Raw genomic sequence first — 21,111 nt, 5'->3', positions numbered from 1 at the left:
ATGACAAATAGAGAGTTTAAAAAAGGCGGTGTTTCAATCTTTATTGTTATTATGGTTAGTATTTTGGTTTCGATTATGTCTGCAAGCTTTTTGCGGATTATGCTCCGAGACCAAGAGCAGGCTAGTAGGCTAGATCTTTCGCAGAGTGCTTATGATAGTGCTCAGGCGGGAGTTGAAGATGCTAAAAGATTTTTACGAATTTATAAAGGTGCCTGCGGTGGCGCAGATGTTGGTAAGAAAGTTTTCGAAGGTAAGACATATGATTGTAGTGAAATGACAAAGGCAATTTTGTCTGGTAATTGTTATGTTTTAGCAACTGCCGGAATTGGCACTAATGGTGGTGAAACTATAGTGCAAACCACAACAAGTTCTGGTGGAGGAAATACTGATCGAGATTTAAACCAGGCCTATACTTGTGTTAAAATTAAAACAGATACTTCTGACTTTTTGGGTCAAAGTAATGAAGGCACGCCCTCAGTTATTAGCTTAAAAGGTGTTTCGAGTTTTAACCAGATTCGTGTTAAGTGGCACACCAAAAATAATATGGCGAATGGCTCAAAAATATCGCTAGATTCAATAAATAATCCTAATGCTCGCCCTAATATTTTGAAAGATTGGCAGGCTCAAAATAGACCAGCCATATTAAAAACCCAATTATATGGTTATGTTCCTGGACATAATAGAAATTCATCAACAAGTATGGATACACCTTATCCAGATGATGGAAATGGTGCGAGTGAAATGCTATTTTATCCTGCTTCAGGCTTAGATTCTCGAGTTGTTAATAGTTCGAATCTGCCAACTGTTCGTCGAGACGAAAATTCTATACAGTCAACCAATGACTATACTTTTACGAAATGTTCAGACGATCTTGGGGCTGGCTCAAATACCTATGCTTGCGAAATGGTAATAAATATTGGTCGAAATGTTTCTCCAACTGATGTTTTGTATGCTCGGTTGACACCTTTAATGAATAATGCTGAATTTAAAATTGAGCTTATGAATAATGGTAATATTGTAGATTTTAAAGGTATTCAGCCAAAAGTTGATTCAACTGGTCGAGCAAATAGTCAATTTAGAAGAATTGAAAGTCGAATTGGATTCCATGATAGTAATTTCCCAGTTCCTTTATTTTCTGCTCAAACTGAAGGAGATGAGCCGATTTGCAAAGATTTCTCAGCAACTAAAATTAAAAATGGTGGATTAAACTGTAAAATGTAATATAAAATAGCCTTTATAAAGGCTATTTTATTATATTTTGAAATTATTATTTTGCATATTCGATTGCGCGTGTTTCGCGAATTATATTAACTTTGATTACGCCTGGATATTGCATTGTGCTTTCAATTTTATCTGCAATATCTCGTGCCATTTTTATTGCTGAAAGATCATCGATAGATTCTGGTGAAACTATTACACGGATCTCTCTACCAGCCGAAATAGCATAAGCCTTATTTATGCCCTTAAAGCTAGTTGCAACATTTTCAAGCTCGCGCATTCTCTCTACAAAGTTTTCAGCAGAAGCGTTTCGAGTTCCTGGTCGAGAGGCACTCATTGCATCAGTAATTTTAACAATAATTGCCTCAACTGTTGTAGCTTCGACATCTTCATGGTGTGCTGCAATTGCGTTTACGACTCGGGGATCCATTCCATATTTTTCGGCAAGTTCAGCACCTATTTGAGCGTGTTTTCCTTCAATCTTATGGGTTACGGCCTTTCCGATGTCGTGGAAGAGCGCAGCAGTTTTTGCAATTTTAACATTTGCACCAATTTCTTCGGCAATTAAGCCTGCAACATTAGCCATTTCTGTTGAATGTTTTAAAACATTCTGGCCATAACTTGTTCGAAACTTTAATTCGCCAAGTAGTCGCAACATTTCATGTGGTAAACCTGAAAGTCCTACTTCACGAGCAGCATCTTCACCAGCACGATTAATTTCCTTGTTTATTTCACGCTCAGCTTTTTCAACAACTTCTTCGATTCTTGCCGGATTGATTCGTCCGTCTTTCATTAAAAGCTCGAGCGAAAGTCGTGCAACTTGGCGGCGAACAGGGTCAAAACTTGAAAGAACAACCATTCCAGGAGTATCATCAACCAAGATATCTACACCAGTTTCGCGCTGAAGTGCTTGAATATTTCGACCTTCTTTGCCGATAATCCGACCTTTCATTTCATCATCAGGGAGTTTTAATGCGGTAACTGTTCGTTCAGCTGTTACTTCGCTTGAAATTCGTTCCATTGCTGAAACTAAAATAGCCTGAGCTCGCTCTTCAGCATCTTCGGTTGCATTTTTTTGGAGCTTTGCAACTAGATTAACCATATCTTGAGCCATATTTCTTTCGGCAATTTTCATAATTTTTTCAGCCGCTTCTTTTTTTGAAAGCTTCGCAATTTTTTCAAGTTTTTCATCTTGCTTTTTGCGAATTTCTTTAATCTCATTTTTGAGTTTTTCAACTTCAAGCTCATTGTTTCGAAGTTTCTCGGTTCGTAAATCAATCTGATCAAGTTTTCGGTCGAGAGATTCTTCTCGTTCTGCAAGACGATTTTCAGTTTTTCGAATTTCTTTTCTGCGTTCTGACTCATCTTCGTTAGCCTTTTCAGTAATTTTTAAGGCTTTTTCATTTGCACGTTCTAAGATTTCAGCTGATTTTTTTCGGGCTTCAGCAATAATTTTATCTGAATTATTTTTTGCATTTGCAGTTTTTACTTTTTGATATGCAAAAGCGCTACCACCGCCAAACAAAACGCCAAGCGTAGCTATAATTATTTCCATATTTTTCCTTTCATCAATAAATTAAATAAAAATTCAACGGCTAATGCCTTATTTAATTATAGCATAAAAAACAAGAAAAGGGCAGAATTTTGGCGCAATTTAAAAAGCCCCGAAGGGCTAATTTTTATGTCAGTCTGAAATTTATATTTTCCAGCTTATTTTTCAGCGAATCTAGCTCTGATTTTTTAGAGTCGCATTCGTTTAATTCTTGTGAAGTGATGTCTTTACTATCTTCGACTTTTTGATTGAAGTTATTCAACCATTCTTCCAGTTCTTCAATTTTATCTAGAATCTGCTGTCTTTCTTTCAGCCATTTTTCTAGTTGTTCTAGTATCTCTGGAGCCTCATTACTGATATCTATAAATTTATAGCCCAGCATTTGGTTGTAATATCTTTCTGAAGTACATGGATCAAGGTCGAAAGACTTGTCCATCATTGAATAGCGATTATTCAAGATCTCTGAAATCTCATTCACTGAGATTATTTGTTGCACAGTACGATCTTGTTTGTTCAGAATTAATACTGCGCCATTTTCTAGCAGTATGGCAATACCTTTAAAGATAACTCTCTCGATCTCTAGGGTATTGCAGCACATATTAACTCCTTCAGATATCGGCTGAAAATTCTTGCCAACAAAACTAAAGGGGTCTATTTCTCCTACGTTTTTCGTGAATTCACCACGGCTATAAATGGCGATTGTGAGATCGGTGATTGGATGTAGCTGAAACTCTCCAAATGGGTATTTTATTTTATGCCCATGTTCTATACATTCGCTGTATAGCGACTTGGAGATGTCTTTAATATCGCTTAAGGATATGTTGTTTTTAGTCATGAAAGGTTCCTCCTATTGGACTTGATAATATAATTATAACATATAATATAAAAAAAGTGGTAGGGAAAATATGTATATGAAAGTTTATAGAGTTTTTTGAAGAATTAATCCTGCTTTGTTTTTTTGGCGAGTTCGGTTGGTGCGAGCTTGTAAAAATTTGCAGATTTGTGTATAATTTAATTATGTTTATGTCTTTTTTAACTTGGTGGTATGGGAAAGGGCTGGCTTGGCGTGCTGAGAAGATTTTAGATGGAATCGAACGCTCGATTGATACTTTTTCGCTTGGTCTTTTAATAAAAACTTGGTTTGCACCTTTTCGGCAAATTGATGCTTTAGGTGTTTCGAACGCTTCAGTTGAAGTTCGAATCAAGAAGTTTTTTGACAAGCTTTTTTCTCGGTTCATTGGTGCTTTTTTGCGAACAATAATAATGATAATTGGTGTATTTTTTATTAGCTTTAAAGCAATTTGGGGTCTAATAATGTTAATTTTATGGTTGATTTCACCAGTTTTACCAATTATCCTTGCTGTAATTTTTACAACTGGTTGGACACCAAAAATTATTCCAAAAATTAAGGACGATTTTAAAAATTTGCAAAAAAATGCTCCGTTAAAAGAAGTTAAACCAAATAAAACAAAAAGGAGTTGGTTCTTATGATTTTTGATTACAATAATTTGCGCGCAAAAAAATCCCGTTTAATGAACGGGCTTAGGGGGTTTTTGTTCCTACTTAAGATTCTAAAAATTGTTGGAATTTTGAGTGGATTTTGTTTAATGTTAATGGATTCGAATCTTGGCTGGTTAATTTTAGCATTTTCATCAATAATCACAATTTTAGTTCATTGGTGGAATGGAGAACTTCATAGGCTGGAGCCAACAAAAGATTTAAATATTGAAGGACGGTTAGCTAGTAATATTTTAGGAAAACTTTCGAAAAATCCAACAAGCGAGCAGATAGCAAAAGTAGTTTTAGAAAGTTCCGGCGGAAAGTTTATTGTCTCACGTTTTGGACTTGGAAAAACTACGATTGAAAGTTTGGTTCAGATTCCGCAAAATTCACCTGAAAATATTTTTCAAACTGCACTACAAATTCAGCAAAAGTTAAAAACTAAAACCGTTTCTGGTTCGGTTCTAACTCTTGCAATAATTCGAAATTTTCCGAATTATGAAACGCTTCTTGCGCAGTTTTATCTTGACTTTGAAGATTTAGAACGTGGTGTTTTGTGGCATGATCATATTTTTTCACTAATAAGTCAATCTAAAATTCCAATGAAAACTGGTGGAATCGCCCGCGATTGGTCGTTTGGCTATACTCCAACCTTGAATCGTTTTGGAGTGAATATTACAAATCAGGTTTCGAACAATATTTTAATGTCTTCAAATTTAGAGCAACATAAAGATTTAGTTTTGAAAATGATTGAACAGTTCAGTAGCAATGGAAAGCAGAATATTGCCTTGATTGGTGCTGATGGTGCTGGTAAAACTACTGTTGTAAATTCTTTCGCTGCAAAAATTGCAAATGGTAGTGAGAAGATCCCTTCAAATTTAAAATTTAGACAGGTTGTTTCTCTTGATGCTGCATCTTTGATTGCGGCAGCACCGGGGCGAGGTGAAATAGAAAATTTGCTGAATTATGTTTTGAATGAAGCTTATGCTGCTAAAAATATAATTATTTGTCTTGATAATGCTCAGCTATTTTTTGAAGATGGTGTTGGTTCGGTTGATGTTTCGAATTTACTTCTTCCTATCATTCAGGCTGGTGCTTTAAGGTTAATCTTAACTCTTGATGAACAGAGATTTTTGCAAATTTCAGCAAAGAACCCAGCACTTGCTCAGGCAATGAATAGGTTGCAAGTTAAACCAGCTAATTATGATGAAACACTGGCAGTTATGCAAGACAAGTTGTTGATTTTCGAACATCAAAATGGTGTGTTTTATCAGTTTCAAGCACTTAAAGAAGCTTTTAAACTAAGCGAAAGATATGTATTTGATTTAGAAATGCCAGGGCGGGCGGTGCGCTTGTTAGAGATGGCGGCAGGGTTTGCCGATAATAAAATTGTAACGGCGAGCTCAGTTGAAAAAGCGATTGAGCAAACAATGAATGTAAAAATCGCCACTGCAAATGTTAATGAAGAGAAAGAAACTTTATTGAACCTTGAAGATTTATTACACGCCAGAATGGTTGGCCAGGAAAAAGCAGTCTCGGCTGTGGCAAATGCTTTGCGCCGTGCGAGAACTGGTGTTCGAAACCAAAACAGACCGATTGGAACATTTCTATTTCTTGGCCCAACTGGAGTTGGTAAAACAGAGCTTTCAAAGGCACTTTCAGAAGTTTATTTTAATGGTGAAAATAATATTGTTCGTCTTGATCTAAATGAGTTTGTAAATCTTGAAGATGTCTCAAGATTGATTGCAGATGGTGCGCGTGATGCGAGTTCTCTAACTGCTCAAATGATGAAAAAGCCTTTCTCGGTTGTTCTTTTAGATGAAATTGAAAAAGCTCACCCAAATGTTCTAACTGCTCTTTTGCAGGTTTTAGATGAAGGTATTTTGAGGGATGAAAAAAACCGTGAGGTTTCATTTCGAGATGCGATTATTATTGCAACATCAAATGCTGGCTCTGAGCGAATTCAAGAGTTGATTTCTCGTGGTTATGATTCGACAAGCGCTGAAGAAATTATTGTAAATGACTTAATTGCAAGTCGTGAATTTCGCCCTGAATTTCTCAACCGTTTTGATGAAATTGTCGTTTTCGAACCACTTACAAAAGAAAATCTGATGCAAATTATTGATTTGATGATTGCTGGAGTAAATAAAACTCTTGCTGGTCAAAAAATTACAGTTTCTGTTACGCCAGAAGCTAAAATATTGCTTGCAAATCTGGGTTATGATCCAAAACTTGGCGCTCGACCAATGAGAAGAGTTATTCAGCGAGTTGTGGAAAACACTATCGCACGAAAAATGCTTTCCGGCGAAGCTCAAGCTGGTTCGAACATTGAAATTACTCCAGAGATAGTTCGGTAAAGCTAATATAAAATAAAAATCAGCAGATAGATATTCTTGCTGATTTATTTTTTTCAAATTTTGGAGGGCCAGGAGGGGCTCGAACCCTCGACACCCTGCTTAAGAGGCAGGTGCTCTAACCGGCTGAGCTACTGGCCCAATATTCACATTATAGCATATTTAATTGTGAAAAAAAAGACTTTTTGATTATTTTTTTGGCTGAATTTTGTAAATATAATGTGTGCCTGATATTTTAAAATGTTTTAAATTTTTAATTTCGAAACCATAGTTAATAAAAAGTGGAGGTATTTTTAAAAATTTGCCTGAATTTGATCAAGCTTTAGCATTTTTTCAATCCTCTCGGCGTAGCCAAAAGTATAGAATACAGTAATGTTTGAAATCGGGAAGGCTTTCTAAAAATTTTTAAGATAAATTTGGTAGTTTTGATATTTTCTAAGTTTAATTTTTGAAATTATAACCAGAAAAGGGTTAATTTCAAAACCTATAGTTTTTGCATTAAAATTGTTTACGACTTTTAAAACAACTCCATCACCAGAACCGATATTTACGAGGACGTCTTCTTTAGAAAGATTTATTGTTTCGAAGAGTTTGAAAAGATCTGATTTATATGTTGGGGCATACGGTGCGCCAAAAAAATATAGTTAAAAGAAAAGCGGCAATAATTATGCCGATAATAAATGATATTGAGTAAAAGATAATTTCCATAAAATAAAATAATTTGGTACCCCCGGTAGGACTCGAACCTACGGCCAGGAGGGTAGAAACCTCTTACTCTAATCCACTGAGCTACGGGGGCGTACCTAGAACAATTATATCAAGTTTTTTTAAAAAAGTCTATATGATTATTTTTCTAAAAGCAAAAACCTCCAGAAAATGGAGGCTTGTGCTAAAACAAAAAAGATCAAATGGTGCGGGCGGAGAGAATCGAACTCTCATCACTTGCTTGGAAGGCAGGTATATTAGCCGTTATACGACGCCCGCATGAGATTATTATAACAAACATTTTTTATAAAAGCAAGACTTTTTTGAAAAAATAATACGTTTATGCTAATATAGTATTATGAAATTAAATGATTATGTTGTAAAATCAAGTCTTGAAGAAGTTTCTCATTCTAGCGGATACGCTAAAGCTCAGTCTGGTGGAAGAATTGGCGCTGCAAGCTCACAAAGTTTTGCACAGCGCCAAGCGATTGATTATAGAAATTCGAAAGTACGCTCATATCGAGATTCTCAACTCGGTCAATTAAGGATGGCACAAAAAACTAAAATGGAAAGTTTAAGATCGGCTCTTGATCAGATTAGAGCCAAAAGAGAAGAAAGGGCTTCAAATTATTTTCAGCAAAATCTAAATAGACAAAAAAATACACTTTCGAATGATCAGATTGATCGGTCGACAAAAATAAGAATGACGAAAAGTGGTCTCGGCGAGGTTCAGCAAACCGGAATAGCGGGTTTTTACAGCTCGCAAACTTCAAGCTCTCAAAATGTTGCGCAAAGTTTTCGCCCACAAATTAAGCCAAAATTTTAAAGCTTGATTTTCAGGTTTTAATGTGTTAAAATGGTTGAAGTTGTGGCGGATGTAGCTCAGCTGGTTAGAGCGCTGGTTTGTGGCACCGGAGGCCGTGGGTTCGAACCCCATCATTCGCCCCAAGTAAATTTGAGCTTAAGGCTCTTTTTTTATTTGACTAAAATTTTAAAGTATGATATAGTATTATATAGATTTTTTGCCAAGGAGGAATAAAAATGGCTAAATTTAAATTGAACCTTACAGAAATCATATCAAAAAAGATGGATGAGGCTTTTCAAGATACTCTTGATTGTTTTAGGGCTCATCACCCAAGCTTTTGCAGTAGTCTTGATGATCAAAATGAGAATAATCTCTTGGAGGCGATTAAAAGTTCACTAATTCAGGCTGCTGAAGTTCTGCTTGAAGAGGACTGTGGAGCGGAAAGCTCTGATGTCGATATTGAACTTCTAACAATCTTCGAAATTTTGAGTGGTGAAAAACCGAGCGGGATTTCTTGTATCAAATTTAACTTGAAGTTTATTTATTTTCTTGTTAAAAAACTTGAAGATAGATCAACATTTGAGTTTCCTGCTGCGAACTCGATTCTTGAAAATACGATAAATTATTGTGAATTGCACAAAGGATTTAATAATTGAAAAACTCCCAATTTGGGAGTCTTTTTAACTATGAAAATAAAGTTTCGATCTTTGCGCCGAGTGAATTTAATCTTTCTGCAAAATCTTCGTAGCCGCGATTAATATTGTAAACATCTCGCAAGGTTGAAATTCCTGGCGCAGCGAGCATTGCGATTAAAACTACAACACTTGGGCGAAGGGCGCTTGGCGCAATAACGTCTGCAGGTTTCCATTTTGTTGGGCCAGAAATATAAACACGATGCGGGTCAACAAGTTCAATTTTGGCATTTAGCTTGGAGAGCTCGGTAAAATAAATTGCACGGTTTTCGTAGCTCCAGTCATGAATCAAGGTTCGACCTTCCGCGACAGTTGCAATTAATCCAAGAAAAGGTAAATTGTCCATATTTATACCAGGAAATGGTAGCGCGTGAATTTTATCTTTTGCGGCATGAAGTTTTGATGTTTTAACTTTGATATCCACGAGGCGCGTTTTTTTATTTTTCGAAAAATATTCGGGGCTAATTTCAAAATTCGCACCCATTTGTTCGAGGGTTGCAAGTTCAAGTTCGTTGAATTCGATTGGCGCACGTTTGATAGTGATTTCAGAATTTGTAACCAGCGCAACCGCCACGAAAGTTAAAGATTCAATAGGATCTTCACTTACATAATATTCAACATCTTTCTCGATTTTTGTTAATCCATGAACTTTTAAGGTTGTTGTTCCAATTCCTTCAATTTTAACGCCAAGCTCTTCGAGAAAGAAACATAAATCTTGCACCATATAGTTTGGGCTAGCATTTCGAATTGTAATTTCTTGGCCAGAAAGTGCTGCGGCCATAATTATATTTTCGGTTGTTGTGTCTCCGCGCTCGGTCAAAAGTATTGGCTTCTCAACTTTTTTTGGTTTGTTCGAAACTTTGTAAAAATCAGTTTGTGCTGTAACATTTGCGCCAAAATATCTTAATCCAGAAAGGTGTGGCTCAACTGTGCGTGTTCCTAAATTACACCCACCAGAAAAAGGTATTTCGAAGTCTGAATATTGGTGAAGAAGTGGACCAAGGAACATTAGAATACTACGTGTTCTTTTGGCGGATTCAATATTCATATTTTCGAAAGATAATTCTTTAGGAGGTATAATTTCGAGATCATTTTCATCATTTAGCCATTTAGTTTTTACGCCAATCGAATTTAAAACTTCAATAATTCGATTAACTTCTTCAATTCGAGCAACGCGGCGAAGAATCGTTTTTCCTTTATTTAAAAGAGAAGCACAAAGTAGAGCGACGGCGGCATTTTTTGAAGTTTTAACTTCAATTTCACCAGAAAGTTCGCGGCCACCATGAACACGAAAATTAGTTTTCTTATTTGAATTGACAGATATAATTTCGCTCGAAAGTTCTTCTGAAATCCTTGCAAGCATTTCAATAGTTATATTTTGCTTACCGCTTTCAATTCGGTTGATTGCGCTTTGTGAGGTACCAATTTTTTCAGCAAGCTCAACTTGAGTTAAATTCTTGTGTAAGCGGGATTCTTGAATAAGCTTCCCGATTTTTTCTAAATAGGCTTGTTCTTCGTTCATAAAATAATTATATCACTTATGGTATAATAAAAACAAGTTTTCTAAGAATTTTTTTATTTTTAAAAAATATGGTATACTTAAAAATATGATATAGCGACGGTTTTTTATATTTTTAGTTTCAAAAAGTTTAATTTTTAAGGAGAGTTTTTTATGTTTGATGAAAAGATTTTTGACGTAATTGAAAATGAAGAAAATCGTCAGCGAGAAGGCTTGGAATTAATTCCAAGTGAAAATTATGTTTCAAGAGAAGTATTGGCGGCGCTTGGCTCGGTCTTAACGAATAAATATTCTGAAGGCTACCCAGGGAAAAGATATTATGGCGGTCAGGAGAATACTGATATCATTGAAAGTTTAGCGATCGAACGCGCAAAACAGCTTTTTAATTGTGATCATGCGAATGTCCAACCACATAGTGGTGCAAATGCTAATGAGGCGGTTTATAATGCTTGGCTAGAAGTTGGCGATACGGTTTTAGGTATGGATTTATCTCAGGGCGGTCATTTAACACATGGCTCACCAGTAACGCGTAGTGGTAAGATTTATAATTTTGTGCGATATGGCTTAGATGAAAATGGTGAAATTAATTATAAGCAGATTGAAGAATTAGCTGAAAAATATAAGCCAAAAATTATTCTTGTGGGATTTTCTGCATATCCTGGCGAAATTGATTATGCTAAAATTGCTGAAATTGGCAAAAAATATGGAGCAATGTTGATGGCGGATGTAGCACATATCGCTGGATTGATTGCTGGAGGTGTTTCGAAAAACCCATTTGAGTATGGTTTTAATGTTGTGACAACTACAACACATAAAACCCTCCGTGGCCCTCGTGGCGGAATGATTCTTTCGAATGGAAAAGTGGGGAATCCACTCAAAAAACCAGAAAAAACTCTTGAAAATTTACCAACTTTAATTGATCGCAGTGTTTTTCCGGGAACTCAAGGCGGCCCACAAATGCACTCAATTGCGGCAAAAGCAATTTCTTTTTATGAAGCACTTCAGCCTGAATTTAAAATTTATGCTCAACAGGTAGTAAAGAATGCTCATTTTTTGGCTGAAGAGCTTTCGAAAAGAGGTTTTAAACTTGTGACCGGAGGTACAAAAAATCACTTAATTTTAGTTGATATTTATGCAAGTTTTGGAATTGATGGGAAAACTGCCGAACGCGCAATGGATGCAATTGGCCTAACTTTAAACGCTAATTCGATTCCTAATGATACTTTGTCTATGTTCGCACCAAGCGGGATCCGACTTGGAACGCCAGCTGTAACTTCGCGTGGAATGAAGGAAATCGAGATGGCAAAAATTGCTGAATGGATGGATCTTGCAATTAAATACCGTGAAGATTCTAAAAAACTTACCGAAATTAAAAGAGAAGTTGCAGATTTTGCTAGAAATTTTCCGCTACCAAGCGATTTATAGGTAATTTTTAATATTTCGAAAAGCTAAAAGCTATGATATAATAGATTTATCATGGGTATGGTTTTTTCGAGATTTAAAGAGTGCCGCTCTAAAATTGCTTTTCTGGGAATTATTTCAGGATTTTTAACCCTTGTTTTTTTAACAATTTCGAAAGCCTCAATCTGGTTCGATGAGGCTTTTTCGGCTTACATAATTCGTTTTAATTTTGCTGAGATTTGGCATTACACATCTGTTGACGTTCATCCACCGCTTTACTATTTTTTATTGAAGATTTGGAGTGTATTTTTCGGCTCTAGCGACTTTGCATTGAGGAGTCTATCTGTATTTTTTGGTATTTTAACTATAATTTTGGCATATTTTTTGGTAAAAAGACTCTATAATAAGAAAATTTCACTATTGGCAAGCGGTTTTCTTGCAATTTCACCGATGCTAATTAGATATTCGCAGGAAGCTAGAATGTATACTATGGTAGCATTTTTGAGTGTTTTAACGGTGAGGGCCTTTTATGAAGCTTGGGTTGCCGAAAATACGATGAAAAGTAAGAAAAAATGGCGAATAATTTATATTATTACTGTCTGCGCTGGAATTTGGACGCAGTATCTCTATGCTTTGATTCCAATTTCATTATGGATTTTTAGAGCAGTTTATATTTCGAAGAATCAAGAAAAGAACAATAGATTTCATCTTTTTAGCTGTTTGAAATTTCAAAAGCAGAAGAATAGTACGGGACAGTTTTTTGGTAATTTTTTTGCTGAAAAATGGCTGTCTTCACATTTGATTATCGCATTTTTATATACTCCTTGGGTTCCATTTTTTGTTTCGCAAGCTACTTATGTTAAAGCTAAGTTCTGGATTCCTGCACTTGATTTTACAACAATATCAAATATGGTATCGAATTTCTTTTTTTATCTTGATGCTAGCAAAACTAACGGTTGGCTATCTTTGATGGCTATGGTTATTCTTCTGATTATTGTATTTTTTACATTCGAAAAGTGGAGGAGCAAAAAAAATAATAGTATTTTTTGGCTGATTTTTTCAGTCTCAGTGATTCCTATATTTTTGCTTTATATCGCAAGTTTACCACCATTTAGTTCAATTTTTGTTGACAGATATTTACTTATGGCTGAAGTTTTTGTGTCGATTTTAATGGCAATTATTGCGGTTAAATTTTTTGAAAATAAAAAGAGCATTTCAATTTTATTGATTATTTTGATTATTTTTTCGCATATTTTTGGAATTTTTCAGCTTAATTTACAAAAGGGTATTTCTAAAAATGGTGGAGAAATTACTGAAATTCGGCAAGCGATTGAAAAGGTTCGAAATGAAAAAAATAATGCAGCAATTGCTGTTGGCGGATTTTTATATTATTCAGCAGCACAATATTCCAATAATGAAAGTAAAATTTGGTTTTATGGCGAACCACCAATTTATCGTTCTGGCGATATGATTCGAGCTGATTACACGCCAAAGATTGAAAATGATAGTAGTTTTTTGAAAAATAAAGAGTTTTTTATAATTTCCCCATATAATAGCGCTGATAAAAAATCACCAATTGCTGGTTATAATTTTTCAAAAGAAATGGATTATAACAATTCATTAAACGGTGATTCTTTATATAAAATTTTAAAATTTATTAAAAAATAGTCTTCACAAAATAAAAAAAGTGTGGTATAATTTATTTATTAAGCACCCGTAGCTCAACTGGATAGAGTACCTGGCTTCGAACCAGGCGGTTGTAGGTTCAAATCCTGCCGGGTGTACCATAGATCTTCTCGCTTTTGGCGGGTTTTATTTTTTATGATATAATTGATTTATATGAAGGAAATAATTTTCGAAAATCTAAAAATTCAGCAAAATATTGATTTTGGTAAACTTACGACTATGAAAATTAGTGGAAAAGCTCATTTTTTTACAGTAGTAAAAAATATCGAAGATTTTAAGAATGCGATTAAGTTTTCAGAAAAAAATAATTTGCCGATTTTTATTCTTGGCGGCGGAAGCAACACGATTGTGAAGGATCAAAACTTTGCAGGAATAGTGATAAAAAATGAAATTAAAGGTTTTGAAAAGGTTTTCGAAAATGATGAGAATATTGAATTCCGCATAAAATCTGGTGAAAATTGGCATAATTTTGTTAAATTTGCAGTTTCGGAAGGTTTTAGCGGTTGTGAAGCAATGGTGATGATTCCCGGAACGGTTGGAGCTCTACCAATCCAAAATGTTGGTGCATATGGCCAGGAAATTGCTGATATTTTAAAAAGTGTTAAAGTTTTCGAAATCTCAACTGGTGAAATCAAAACTTTATTAAAAAGTGAATGTGAATTCGCCTACCGTGATAGTATTTTTAAGAATGATGCTAAAGGAAAATATTTTATCGTTTCGGTAAATTTGAAGCTTTCAAAATCTAAACCAGAAATGCCTGAATATAAGGTTTTAAAGGAGAAACTTGAGAATATTGGCAAAAATAAAGAAAATCTAACAGCGAAAGATGTAATGAACATGGTGGCTGAAATTCGTTCAAAAAAATTGCCAGACCCAGAGGAAATTCCGAATTCTGGAAGTTTTTTCAAGAATGTAATAATTTCGAAAGAGAAAGCTGCAGAGATTCGCAAAAAATATCAAAATGTACCACTCTTTGAAGTGGGTGAAAAATACAAAATTGCAACTGGCTGGCTTATTGAACAAGTGGAATTGAAGGGAAAAGAATTTTTTGGAATAAAAGTTCATCCAGAGAATGCTTTAGTTTTAACAAATATTTCAGCTAAAAACTATGATGAGCTGGCTAAAGCAAGAAAAATAATTCAGGATAGAGTTTTTGAAAAATTTGGTTTAAAAATTGAACAAGAACCACTGGAGATTTAATAAAAATTAAAACGACATTCTTGAATCGAATGTCGTTTTAATTTTTAAAAAAGAATTATTCTTCTGTTTTTTCTTCTTTGGCTTCAGGAGTTTTTTCTTCTTCTGCTTCTTTCTCTTCTTCTACGATTTTATAACCAAGTATAGTTCCTTTTGCAAGGCTTTCTTTACCGGCTATATCATTCCAGCGAGAACTATCTAGGCCAAGAATTAAGAACCAGATAGGGGCTGCAAATATGAAAAGAACAGACCAGGCAGGTGATTTGTCTAGTTTTTTGCTAATCTCAATAACTGCAAGAACTTCGAAAACTAATGAGATTATTAGTCCAACATAAGGAACGAAAGTTAAAAGAGATTTCCAACCTTCTTGTCCACCAAGTTCGAAAAACGTCCATCTGTTATAGAAAGGAATCCAAGCTTTTTTGGTATCGATTCCAGCCTTTTTAAAAATTAGCATGTATAGAAGAGAGCTAATAACATATCCTATAACTGCAGCAACTAGCACGAAAATTAAAAAGAATGCAATAGATATTCCAGCAATAGCTTCATCATCTGCGCTATGGCTGTAATTTTTGTACCTATATGTGTGGTAGCTATTATAATTATACATTCAAAAATCCTTTCTTTGATTAACTTCTGTAATGATTATATGTTAAATTATATATTAAAAAATTGAATTTTTCAATATATTTGCGTATAATAAAAGAATGAGAATTTTAGATGGTGCAGAACTCCGCGATTTTATTAAAGAGCGTCAAGCTAAGCAAGTGCGGGCTTTGCGGCAAAGTTGGCGGGTTTTTCCAAAATTATTAATTTTTTACTCTTCGAAAAATCCTGTAACTGAAACTTATATGCGGCTTAAAGAAAAATATGGTGAAGATATTTTAATCGAGGTTGAACGGAGAAAAGTTGCTGTTGAATTTATGAAAAAAGAAATCCAGAAAGCAAATCTTAATGAAAATATTCATGGAATTATTGTTCAGCTTCCACTTGAAGATATAAATGGTAAGAAAATTTCGAAAGAAGAAACTGAGCAAATTTTATCAGAAATATCTAAAGAAAAAGATGTTGACGGTTTGAATGATGGTGCTTTTGTGCCAGCCACAGCCCAGGCGATAAATTGGCTTTTAGCGGGGTATAATATTTCGTTAGAGAATAAAAAAGTTGCTATTGTTGGTCAAGGTAAACTTGTAGGTGCACCACTTTCAAAAATGCTTGAGGCTTCTGGTGTGCCAGTTTCGAAATTTGATGAATTTAATTCGAAAGAAATGAAAGAACAACTTAAAGATTTTGATGTGGTAATTACAGCTGTTGGAAAGCCAAATTTAATAACTTCAGAAATGCTAAAAAATAAAGCTGTGGTTGTTGACGCCGGAACGGCAAGCGAAAATGGCAAAATTAAAGGCGATGTAGCTGAAGAAGTTCGTGATTTTCGAAAAGACTTAATAATTACCCCTGTGAAGGGTGGTGTTGGTCCGCTTACGGTGGCTTCACTAATTGATAATGTAATTATAGCAGCAAGAAAAATTGCTGATAAAAAAGGCCAGCAAGATTTATAAAAATAAAATAGACCTCCAAGTGGAAGTCTATTTTTTTAGATTTGAAGCTTGATCGCTCCATTGAGAAGCGGTCAGCTTAGAATCTTGCAGCTTTTCGGCTAGTAAAGTAGTAACCAAAGGCGGTCACCATCGAAGTTAATCCAAGAATTGCAGAAATACTATTTGCACCAGTTTGTGGCAATTCTGTTGGAATATTTGGTGTTGGGTTGTTTGGTGTAGGTGTTGGTGGAGTTTGTTTCTTTGGAACTTCCACTTTCGCGCTATCACAACCATCATTATCACCAGGAATTGTTGGTGTATCTACACAAGCTGTATTTACGGTAGTTATTCCTGTTGCTGTTGCTTGTGATTTAATTGTAATAGTTTTACTTTCACCAACTTTCAAAGAGCTAATCTTTAGAGTTAAAGTATTATCTTTGATTTCACCGTTATCTGCACTTACAAAAGTGATATTTGCTGGTGCACGGTCGGTTACAACAACATCTTTCAAATCAACATTTCCGTTATTCGAAACTGTAATCTCGTAGTTAAAATCAGTATTCGCTTCAACTTTAGTATTTTTCTGATTATTTACAGTTTTCTTGATAAGGATTGAAGGTTTCTCTTCACGTTTAACTTCGAAAGATTTTTCACAATTTGAATTTGAGTTTTCGCCATCTTTTGTGATAACTGTTGAAGAAATTGTGAATTTACCAACAATTTCAATGTTGAGCGTCAATTTTGAGCCGTTATTTACAGTTTTCTCAATTACGACTTTACCACTTTGATCTTTTACGATATATTTAACACCAACGAATGTTGTGTTATTTACAGTATAAGAAGTGTTAAATTCGAATTTTGTTCGAGAAATTTGGTTAATTGTAATATTTCGACATACTAATTCTGGTTTAGATGGAATTGGTGTTGGAGCTTTAGTTTCGAAAGATTTTTCACAGTTAGCATTTGAATTTTCACCGTTTTTAGTGATGATTGTTGAAGTAACTGTGTATTTTTCGTTCACATTGTTTGGAACGGTAATTTCGAATTTAGTTCCACCATTTACAACTTTTTCGGCAACAACTTCATTTTTTGAATTTTTTACTACATATTTTGTGCCAGTAAACTCTGTGTCTTTTACTGAATATTTTGTGTCAGCCGCATAAGTAATTTGTTTTTCGTCTTTTCGAACAATGTTCAAACTTAAAGCTTCACATTTGTAAATTGGATTTTTAGGAGTTTCACATTTTTTTGTAACTTTTACGCTTGCAGTGTCGTTTTTAACAATTTTTTGGTCACTTGCTTGAGCGATGTTAGTTAAAGTGTTATCTCCACAAACTGGTAAACTATTTTCAGCTGAAACAGTTGCGTCAAACCGAACATAAGCGTCGCCATTTGGTTGATATGAACCGATATTGATTCCAGAATTTTGAATGACATTGTCGCTAACTTTCAATCCTTTTGGATTTGATGTGTTGTAGAGCTTTGTTGAGCCTGCAACATAATTCAAACCTTTTGGTAGAATATCGCGAATTACTAAGTTCTGAATTCCTGTAGAACCTGTATTTTTAGCGTGAATTTGGAATTGAACTGTGTCGCCAGATTTTGCGTTTGCAGTTTCAACCCAAGATTTTTCGCCATTTGTTTTATTTCGAACTGTTTTCGCAAGGTCGATATTATTTTTTTCTTGCGGTTGGCTAACTTGAGCTTTAACTTTAACGGTTACATAGCCTGCATATTGGAAACATCCAGGGATTTTTCCGTCAAGTTTATCATATCCAAGTTTTGCCCCAGTATTATTTACGATACTGTCTGGAAGTTTAGTTGTACCCATTCCGTTATTTTCGAAAAGGGCAGAACCAGCAACATAAGCCAAGTTAAAGTCATTATCACTTGAAAAAGTTGCTTCATCCCAAACTGTGTTAGGCTTTGCATTTGAAGCCGAAATCTGACCTTGAACAGTCACATTTTTTGCTGTTGTTGTTGGAACGTTAAGTTTTGCTACCACGTTTTCGGCAACAAGATTTAAGTTCGAAGCCGCGTTGTTGTGAACGTACATTCGAACGTAATATTCTTTGCCATTTTGGACTTTCATATTGTTTGTCCATTTTGCGTTTGAGCCAACTTCACGGATTCCAACGAAATCTTTTTCGTCTCCGCCAATCACAGGGTTATTTGTGATTGAGTTAAATGTAATATAATCTGCTGGTTTTTCAATAGTGAATGATGGCCGAGATGGACCCCAAGCCCAAACTAGGGCTGGAGCTATTGCTGCCACCAAAACTGAACCAGAGATTATTGAATGGTTTTTAATAAAATTAATGAGTTTTTTCATTTGGTCCCTCATTTTCTCCCTTCTAATCTCCACTTATTAGAATTTATTATTAGTATCATCATAATTCTGTTTGTCAATATTTTGTTTTCTTCGCTTTAGCCGAATTGTTAAAACTTAAAATCGGGTTATTAAGAAGTATCAATGTAAAGCCAGGCGGCGGAAAACCGCCCAGCGTGAGTCTCGAAAGACAAAGTGCAATCGTTAAAATCAAAGCTAGTCGTTAGTCATCAATTGCAGGCTCGCTCATTGAGCCATTGCCTGCAAAATTAGCAGAGCTTGATGGGGCTGTAGTCCCATTTGCTCCAGACTCTACTGGTGGAACTGAGCTTGGATTTGTTAATCCGCTATAGTTCCGACCGTCAGGGGTGGTCACAGACCCATCATTGGTCACTGTTGTAGTGCCATTAGAATCTGTTATCTTGCCAGCGCCAGACCATTGAGATGGCTCGCTAATACGAGCATCTTGTGCTGGAGTAGTGGCTGAGCTTGAAGAAGAACTTTGTGAAGATGGAGCTTTAGGCGCTACATATTTCTCAGGAAGACTCGCTTTTGGAGTTTCTGAACCATTTGATCCATCGTTTTGACCTCCGCCAACAGGGGCTTTGCCCTGATTAGCTGGGTCTTTGCTAGGGTCTTTTTTCTCAACCTTGCTTTCGCTTGGCTTGTCAGGTTTTCCTGGTTTTGTAGGAGGAATCTCGATTTTTTCTGTCGGAATCCCAGGAACCTTGTTTTTCAGAACAGTATTACCGCAGTAAATGAGTACACGGTAAGAATACTTTTCAGTTGAGTCTTTTGGACTTGAGACTTCAACATATTCTTGTCCTGATAAATTCTGAGAATTTTTACTCACTACTACATCACCTTTGTCATTGACTCCGGTAGTGTAGTAGTTTGAGCCTTCTTCCATTCTCTTGGAAGAAGTTTGACTTCTAGAAAGGAACGCTTTCGTTTGATAGAAAACGTCCTTACCCTTGTTATTGTAACGAACCCTTCCGTCTTTACCCTTTTCTAGCCAGTCTTTGACGTCGGCTTTTGCATCGACAATACCAAAAGTCATGGCTTTCTCTTTCAATGCAGTTGCATTGTGACTCATGTACTGAACCATTTCGTTAACCGCGCTCTCAGCGTTTGCTGAAAGAGTGTTCTCAGCTGAGCCATTTGCAAATACTTTGTGTTGCGTATTTGCAATTTGACTGTCGTAAACTACAGTATCGCCGTCGACCTTATAGTCAAAGATCTGGAAATCTTCCTTCGGAAGATTCACAGATGAAATTGTAGAAGAAGCAGCAGTTGTGCTACTGCTTGGAGTGTTAGCACTCTTTGGTGCTAAAAACAAAAAGTATAACGCCGCTCCGCCAACTACAAGTATAAACAGCGCGACCCCTAGAGCTATTGCTGGCCACGTATTTGATTTTGTAGCTTCATTAGCAGCTTCACCATCATTTTTTTTCAACTTATCTAGAATATCTTCAAGATATTCTAGTTCTTCTTGATGAGTTTTAAAAGAGGAGGCTTTAGCTTGAACTCTGTCAAACCATTCCATCGACTTTTGACTATCTCCTATGAGACTTTTAATTTCTCCCAGCAGCTCTTTGATTTTATTGTTAGTAGTGTTCATTATTATCCACCTTCCTTCCTTTAGATTTTATTATTTTGGCCAAAATAATAAGGAACACTGAGGTACACGATTCATACCTCATAATAACCCGATTTTTAAGCTTCATTGACAGATCTGCTGATTATGATATGTCAACTGCTAGAATTATAGCACAAAAGTATAAAAAAGTCAATAAGCATATAATATATATTAAATAAACGCAAGCGCTTTATTTTTTTCGAAAAAATAAAGAAAAATCGCCTTATTTTAAGGCGATTATAGAGCTATATTGGAGGTAGCTCTTTCATAGGTTTTGTTCCTGATTTATTTTTCGAAACTTTTTTTACTTTTTGAATTGTGCTTGAAGTCTTCTCTTTGAAATCACTTTCTTGATATTCTTCAACCACAACAGCTTTAATCTTCGAAAATAGGGAAGATTTTTTACCCTCTTTTGGCTTAATAAAATAGGCTAGAATAATTAGAATCATTCCGATAAGCCATAAATACCATTGAGGTAATGAGTTAAGGAGAACTCCGAGAAGCAATAATACTTTGATAAATTTCCCTGATTTTCGCCAAAAATCACAAATCTGTATTGCTGAATCAAGTTTTAAAATAACAAAAAAAGTTGAAAAAACTAAGATTGAGTAAACTGTTGCTAGATTGTCGATAAGGCCAAAAGTAGCAGCGTTAAACATACGCAAAACAAATAAAATAAAATTTACAAGAAGGTTGATCATTTTTTCAACCCCTCACTTTCTTCTGAATTTTCCAGTATGTGAAAGGTACTAGAATACTTATATAATAACATAAAAAGCTTAAAAAGTCAATGAGTAAAGCTTTCGAAAAAAAGAAAAAAGCTCCAGAATTGAAGCTTTTTGATATAATTTCAATTGGTGGGTGATTAGGGACTCGAACCCCAGACCCTCTCGGTGTAAACGAGATGCTCTAGCCAACTGAGCTAATCACCCGAACAATTACCATTTTAGCAGACTCTTTTTGTAAAGTCAACAAC

The 21,111-nt window shown here is 35.3% G+C and carries 16 protein-coding genes and 6 tRNA genes; 11 read left to right on the top strand and 11 right to left on the bottom strand.

What is annotated here, in order from left to right; genetic code table 11:
• On the top strand, nt 1–1,221 hold the full coding sequence (locus HXL38_002650) for a hypothetical protein (GenBank protein QWB90862.1): 1,221 nt from the start codon (nt 1–3) through the stop codon (nt 1,219–1,221).
• Between the two features lie 46 nt (nt 1,222–1,267).
• Here the strand turns inward: HXL38_002650 and rny are convergent, their stop codons facing one another.
• Entirely contained in the window at nt 1,268–2,773 is a 1,506-nt protein-coding gene (gene rny / locus HXL38_002645) for a ribonuclease Y (GenBank protein ID QWB90861.1), read from the bottom strand.
• 124 nt (nt 2,774–2,897) lie between these two features.
• Complete coding sequence (locus tag HXL38_002640) at nt 2,898–3,605, bottom strand: DUF3450 domain-containing protein (protein ID QWB90860.1); 708 nt, start codon at nt 3,603–3,605, stop codon at nt 2,898–2,900.
• Nucleotides 3,606–3,793: 188 nt separating this feature from the next.
• Between HXL38_002640 and HXL38_002635 the strand changes: the two genes are divergently transcribed.
• Both HXL38_002635 and HXL38_002630 read left to right on the top strand, forming a co-directional pair.
• Complete coding sequence (locus tag HXL38_002635) at nt 3,794–4,261, top strand: hypothetical protein (GenBank protein ID QWB90859.2); 468 nt, start codon at nt 3,794–3,796, stop codon at nt 4,259–4,261.
• On the top strand, nt 4,258–6,627 hold the full coding sequence (locus HXL38_002630) for an ATP-dependent Clp protease ATP-binding subunit (protein ID QWB90858.2): 2,370 nt from the start codon (nt 4,258–4,260) through the stop codon (nt 6,625–6,627). Before HXL38_002635 ends, HXL38_002630 begins: the two co-directional genes overlap by 4 nt.
• 61 nt (nt 6,628–6,688) lie before the next feature.
• Here the strand turns inward: HXL38_002630 and HXL38_002625 are convergent.
• From HXL38_002625 to HXL38_002615, 3 genes are all read right to left on the bottom strand, one after another.
• Nucleotides 6,689–6,765: transfer RNA gene (locus HXL38_002625), tRNA-Lys, on the bottom strand.
• A 581-nt stretch (nt 6,766–7,346) separates the two neighbouring features.
• Nucleotides 7,347–7,423, bottom strand: a tRNA-Arg gene (locus HXL38_002620).
• Between the two features lie 110 nt (nt 7,424–7,533).
• Nucleotides 7,534–7,608, bottom strand: a tRNA-Gly gene (locus HXL38_002615).
• A gap of 79 nt (nt 7,609–7,687) precedes the next feature.
• Between HXL38_002615 and HXL38_002610 the strand changes: the two genes are divergently transcribed.
• From HXL38_002610 to HXL38_002600, 3 genes are all read left to right on the top strand, one after another.
• Entirely contained in the window at nt 7,688–8,155 is a 468-nt protein-coding gene (locus tag HXL38_002610; GenBank protein ID QWB90857.1) for a hypothetical protein, read from the top strand.
• Nucleotides 8,156–8,200: 45 nt separating this feature from the next.
• Nucleotides 8,201–8,277, top strand: a tRNA-His gene (locus HXL38_002605).
• Nucleotides 8,278–8,370: 93 nt separating this feature from the next.
• On the top strand, nt 8,371–8,790 hold the full coding sequence (locus HXL38_002600) for a hypothetical protein (protein ID QWB90856.1): 420 nt from the start codon (nt 8,371–8,373) through the stop codon (nt 8,788–8,790).
• A gap of 28 nt (nt 8,791–8,818) precedes the next feature.
• Here the strand turns inward: HXL38_002600 and HXL38_002595 are convergent, their stop codons facing one another.
• Nucleotides 8,819–10,348, bottom strand: coding sequence for a UDP-N-acetylglucosamine 1-carboxyvinyltransferase (locus HXL38_002595; GenBank protein QWB90855.2), 1,530 nt, complete (start codon nt 10,346–10,348; stop codon nt 8,819–8,821).
• A gap of 150 nt (nt 10,349–10,498) precedes the next feature.
• Here HXL38_002595 and HXL38_002590 point away from each other — a divergent pair, with 150 nt between their 5' ends.
• From HXL38_002590 to murB, 4 genes are all read left to right on the top strand, one after another.
• Nucleotides 10,499–11,770: a serine hydroxymethyltransferase gene (locus HXL38_002590; protein QWB90854.1), complete on the top strand. Its 1,272-nt coding sequence runs from the start codon at nt 10,499–10,501 to the stop codon at nt 11,768–11,770.
• Nucleotides 11,771–11,821: 51 nt separating this feature from the next.
• Nucleotides 11,822–13,414 (top strand): glycosyltransferase family 39 protein, encoded by a 1,593-nt coding sequence (locus HXL38_002585; GenBank protein ID QWB90853.1) that lies wholly within the window; start codon nt 11,822–11,824, stop codon nt 13,412–13,414.
• 42 nt (nt 13,415–13,456) lie between these two features.
• Nucleotides 13,457–13,533: transfer RNA gene (locus HXL38_002580), tRNA-Arg, on the top strand.
• 52 nt (nt 13,534–13,585) lie between these two features.
• Nucleotides 13,586–14,632: a UDP-N-acetylmuramate dehydrogenase gene (murB, locus tag HXL38_002575; GenBank protein ID QWB90852.1), complete on the top strand. Its 1,047-nt coding sequence runs from the start codon at nt 13,586–13,588 to the stop codon at nt 14,630–14,632.
• Nucleotides 14,633–14,687: 55 nt separating this feature from the next.
• Here the strand turns inward: murB and HXL38_002570 are convergent, their stop codons facing one another.
• Nucleotides 14,688–15,239, bottom strand: coding sequence for a hypothetical protein (locus HXL38_002570; GenBank protein ID QWB90851.1), 552 nt, complete (start codon nt 15,237–15,239; stop codon nt 14,688–14,690).
• Between the two features lie 97 nt (nt 15,240–15,336).
• Here HXL38_002570 and HXL38_002565 point away from each other — a divergent pair, with 97 nt between their 5' ends.
• Nucleotides 15,337–16,188 carry a bifunctional 5,10-methylenetetrahydrofolate dehydrogenase/5,10-methenyltetrahydrofolate cyclohydrolase gene (locus tag HXL38_002565; GenBank protein ID QWB90850.1) on the top strand — a complete coding sequence of 284 codons (852 nt, stop codon included), beginning with the start codon at nt 15,337–15,339 and terminating at the stop codon, nt 16,186–16,188.
• Between the two features lie 76 nt (nt 16,189–16,264).
• Here HXL38_002565 and HXL38_002560 read toward each other — a convergent pair whose 3' ends face one another.
• The 4 genes from HXL38_002560 to HXL38_002545 all read right to left on the bottom strand — a co-directional run bounded on the left by HXL38_002560 (nt 16,265) and on the right by HXL38_002545 (nt 21,067).
• Nucleotides 16,265–18,499 carry a DUF11 domain-containing protein gene (locus HXL38_002560; GenBank protein ID QWB90849.1) on the bottom strand — a complete coding sequence of 745 codons (2,235 nt, stop codon included), beginning with the start codon at nt 18,497–18,499 and terminating at the stop codon, nt 16,265–16,267.
• A 220-nt stretch (nt 18,500–18,719) separates the two neighbouring features.
• Nucleotides 18,720–20,117, bottom strand: a complete 1,398-nt coding sequence (locus HXL38_002555) for a hypothetical protein (GenBank protein ID QWB90848.1) — start codon at nt 20,115–20,117, stop codon at nt 18,720–18,722.
• 263 nt (nt 20,118–20,380) lie between these two features.
• The gene (locus tag HXL38_002550; GenBank protein ID QWB90847.1) at nt 20,381–20,794 is read right to left on the bottom strand and encodes a hypothetical protein; all 414 of its coding nucleotides are present in this window, start codon (nt 20,792–20,794) and stop codon (nt 20,381–20,383) included.
• A 196-nt stretch (nt 20,795–20,990) separates the two neighbouring features.
• A tRNA-Val gene (locus HXL38_002545) sits at nt 20,991–21,067 on the bottom strand.
• Nucleotides 21,068–21,111: the final 44 nt, after the last annotated feature.

The sequence above is a fragment of the Candidatus Saccharimonas sp. genome (assembly GCA_015256915.3).
Classification (GTDB): domain Bacteria; phylum Patescibacteriota; class Saccharimonadia; order Saccharimonadales; family Saccharimonadaceae; genus Nanogingivalis.
The sequence above is the reverse complement of the archived record's forward strand: the minus strand, read 5'-3'. Positions and strand labels throughout refer to the sequence as shown.

Coding starts and splice junctions, on each gene's coding strand:
- HXL38_002650 (QWB90862.1), top strand. CDS start 1: ATGACAAATAGAGAGTTTAAAAAAGGCGGTGTTTCAATCTTTATTGTT.
- rny (QWB90861.1), bottom strand. CDS start 2,773: ATGGAAATAATTATAGCTACGCTTGGCGTTTTGTTTGGCGGTGGTAGC.
- HXL38_002640 (QWB90860.1), bottom strand. CDS start 3,605: ATGACTAAAAACAACATATCCTTAAGCGATATTAAAGACATCTCCAAG.
- HXL38_002635 (QWB90859.2), top strand. CDS start 3,794: ATGTCTTTTTTAACTTGGTGGTATGGGAAAGGGCTGGCTTGGCGTGCT.
- HXL38_002630 (QWB90858.2), top strand. CDS start 4,258: ATGATTTTTGATTACAATAATTTGCGCGCAAAAAAATCCCGTTTAATG.
- HXL38_002610 (QWB90857.1), top strand. CDS start 7,688: ATGAAATTAAATGATTATGTTGTAAAATCAAGTCTTGAAGAAGTTTCT.
- HXL38_002600 (QWB90856.1), top strand. CDS start 8,371: ATGGCTAAATTTAAATTGAACCTTACAGAAATCATATCAAAAAAGATG.
- HXL38_002595 (QWB90855.2), bottom strand. CDS start 10,348: ATGAACGAAGAACAAGCCTATTTAGAAAAAATCGGGAAGCTTATTCAA.
- HXL38_002590 (QWB90854.1), top strand. CDS start 10,499: ATGTTTGATGAAAAGATTTTTGACGTAATTGAAAATGAAGAAAATCGT.
- HXL38_002585 (QWB90853.1), top strand. CDS start 11,822: ATGGGTATGGTTTTTTCGAGATTTAAAGAGTGCCGCTCTAAAATTGCT.
- murB (QWB90852.1), top strand. CDS start 13,586: ATGAAGGAAATAATTTTCGAAAATCTAAAAATTCAGCAAAATATTGAT.
- HXL38_002570 (QWB90851.1), bottom strand. CDS start 15,239: ATGTATAATTATAATAGCTACCACACATATAGGTACAAAAATTACAGC.
- HXL38_002565 (QWB90850.1), top strand. CDS start 15,337: ATGAGAATTTTAGATGGTGCAGAACTCCGCGATTTTATTAAAGAGCGT.
- HXL38_002560 (QWB90849.1), bottom strand. CDS start 18,499: ATGAAAAAACTCATTAATTTTATTAAAAACCATTCAATAATCTCTGGT.
- HXL38_002555 (QWB90848.1), bottom strand. CDS start 20,117: ATGAACACTACTAACAATAAAATCAAAGAGCTGCTGGGAGAAATTAAA.
- HXL38_002550 (QWB90847.1), bottom strand. CDS start 20,794: ATGTTTAACGCTGCTACTTTTGGCCTTATCGACAATCTAGCAACAGTT.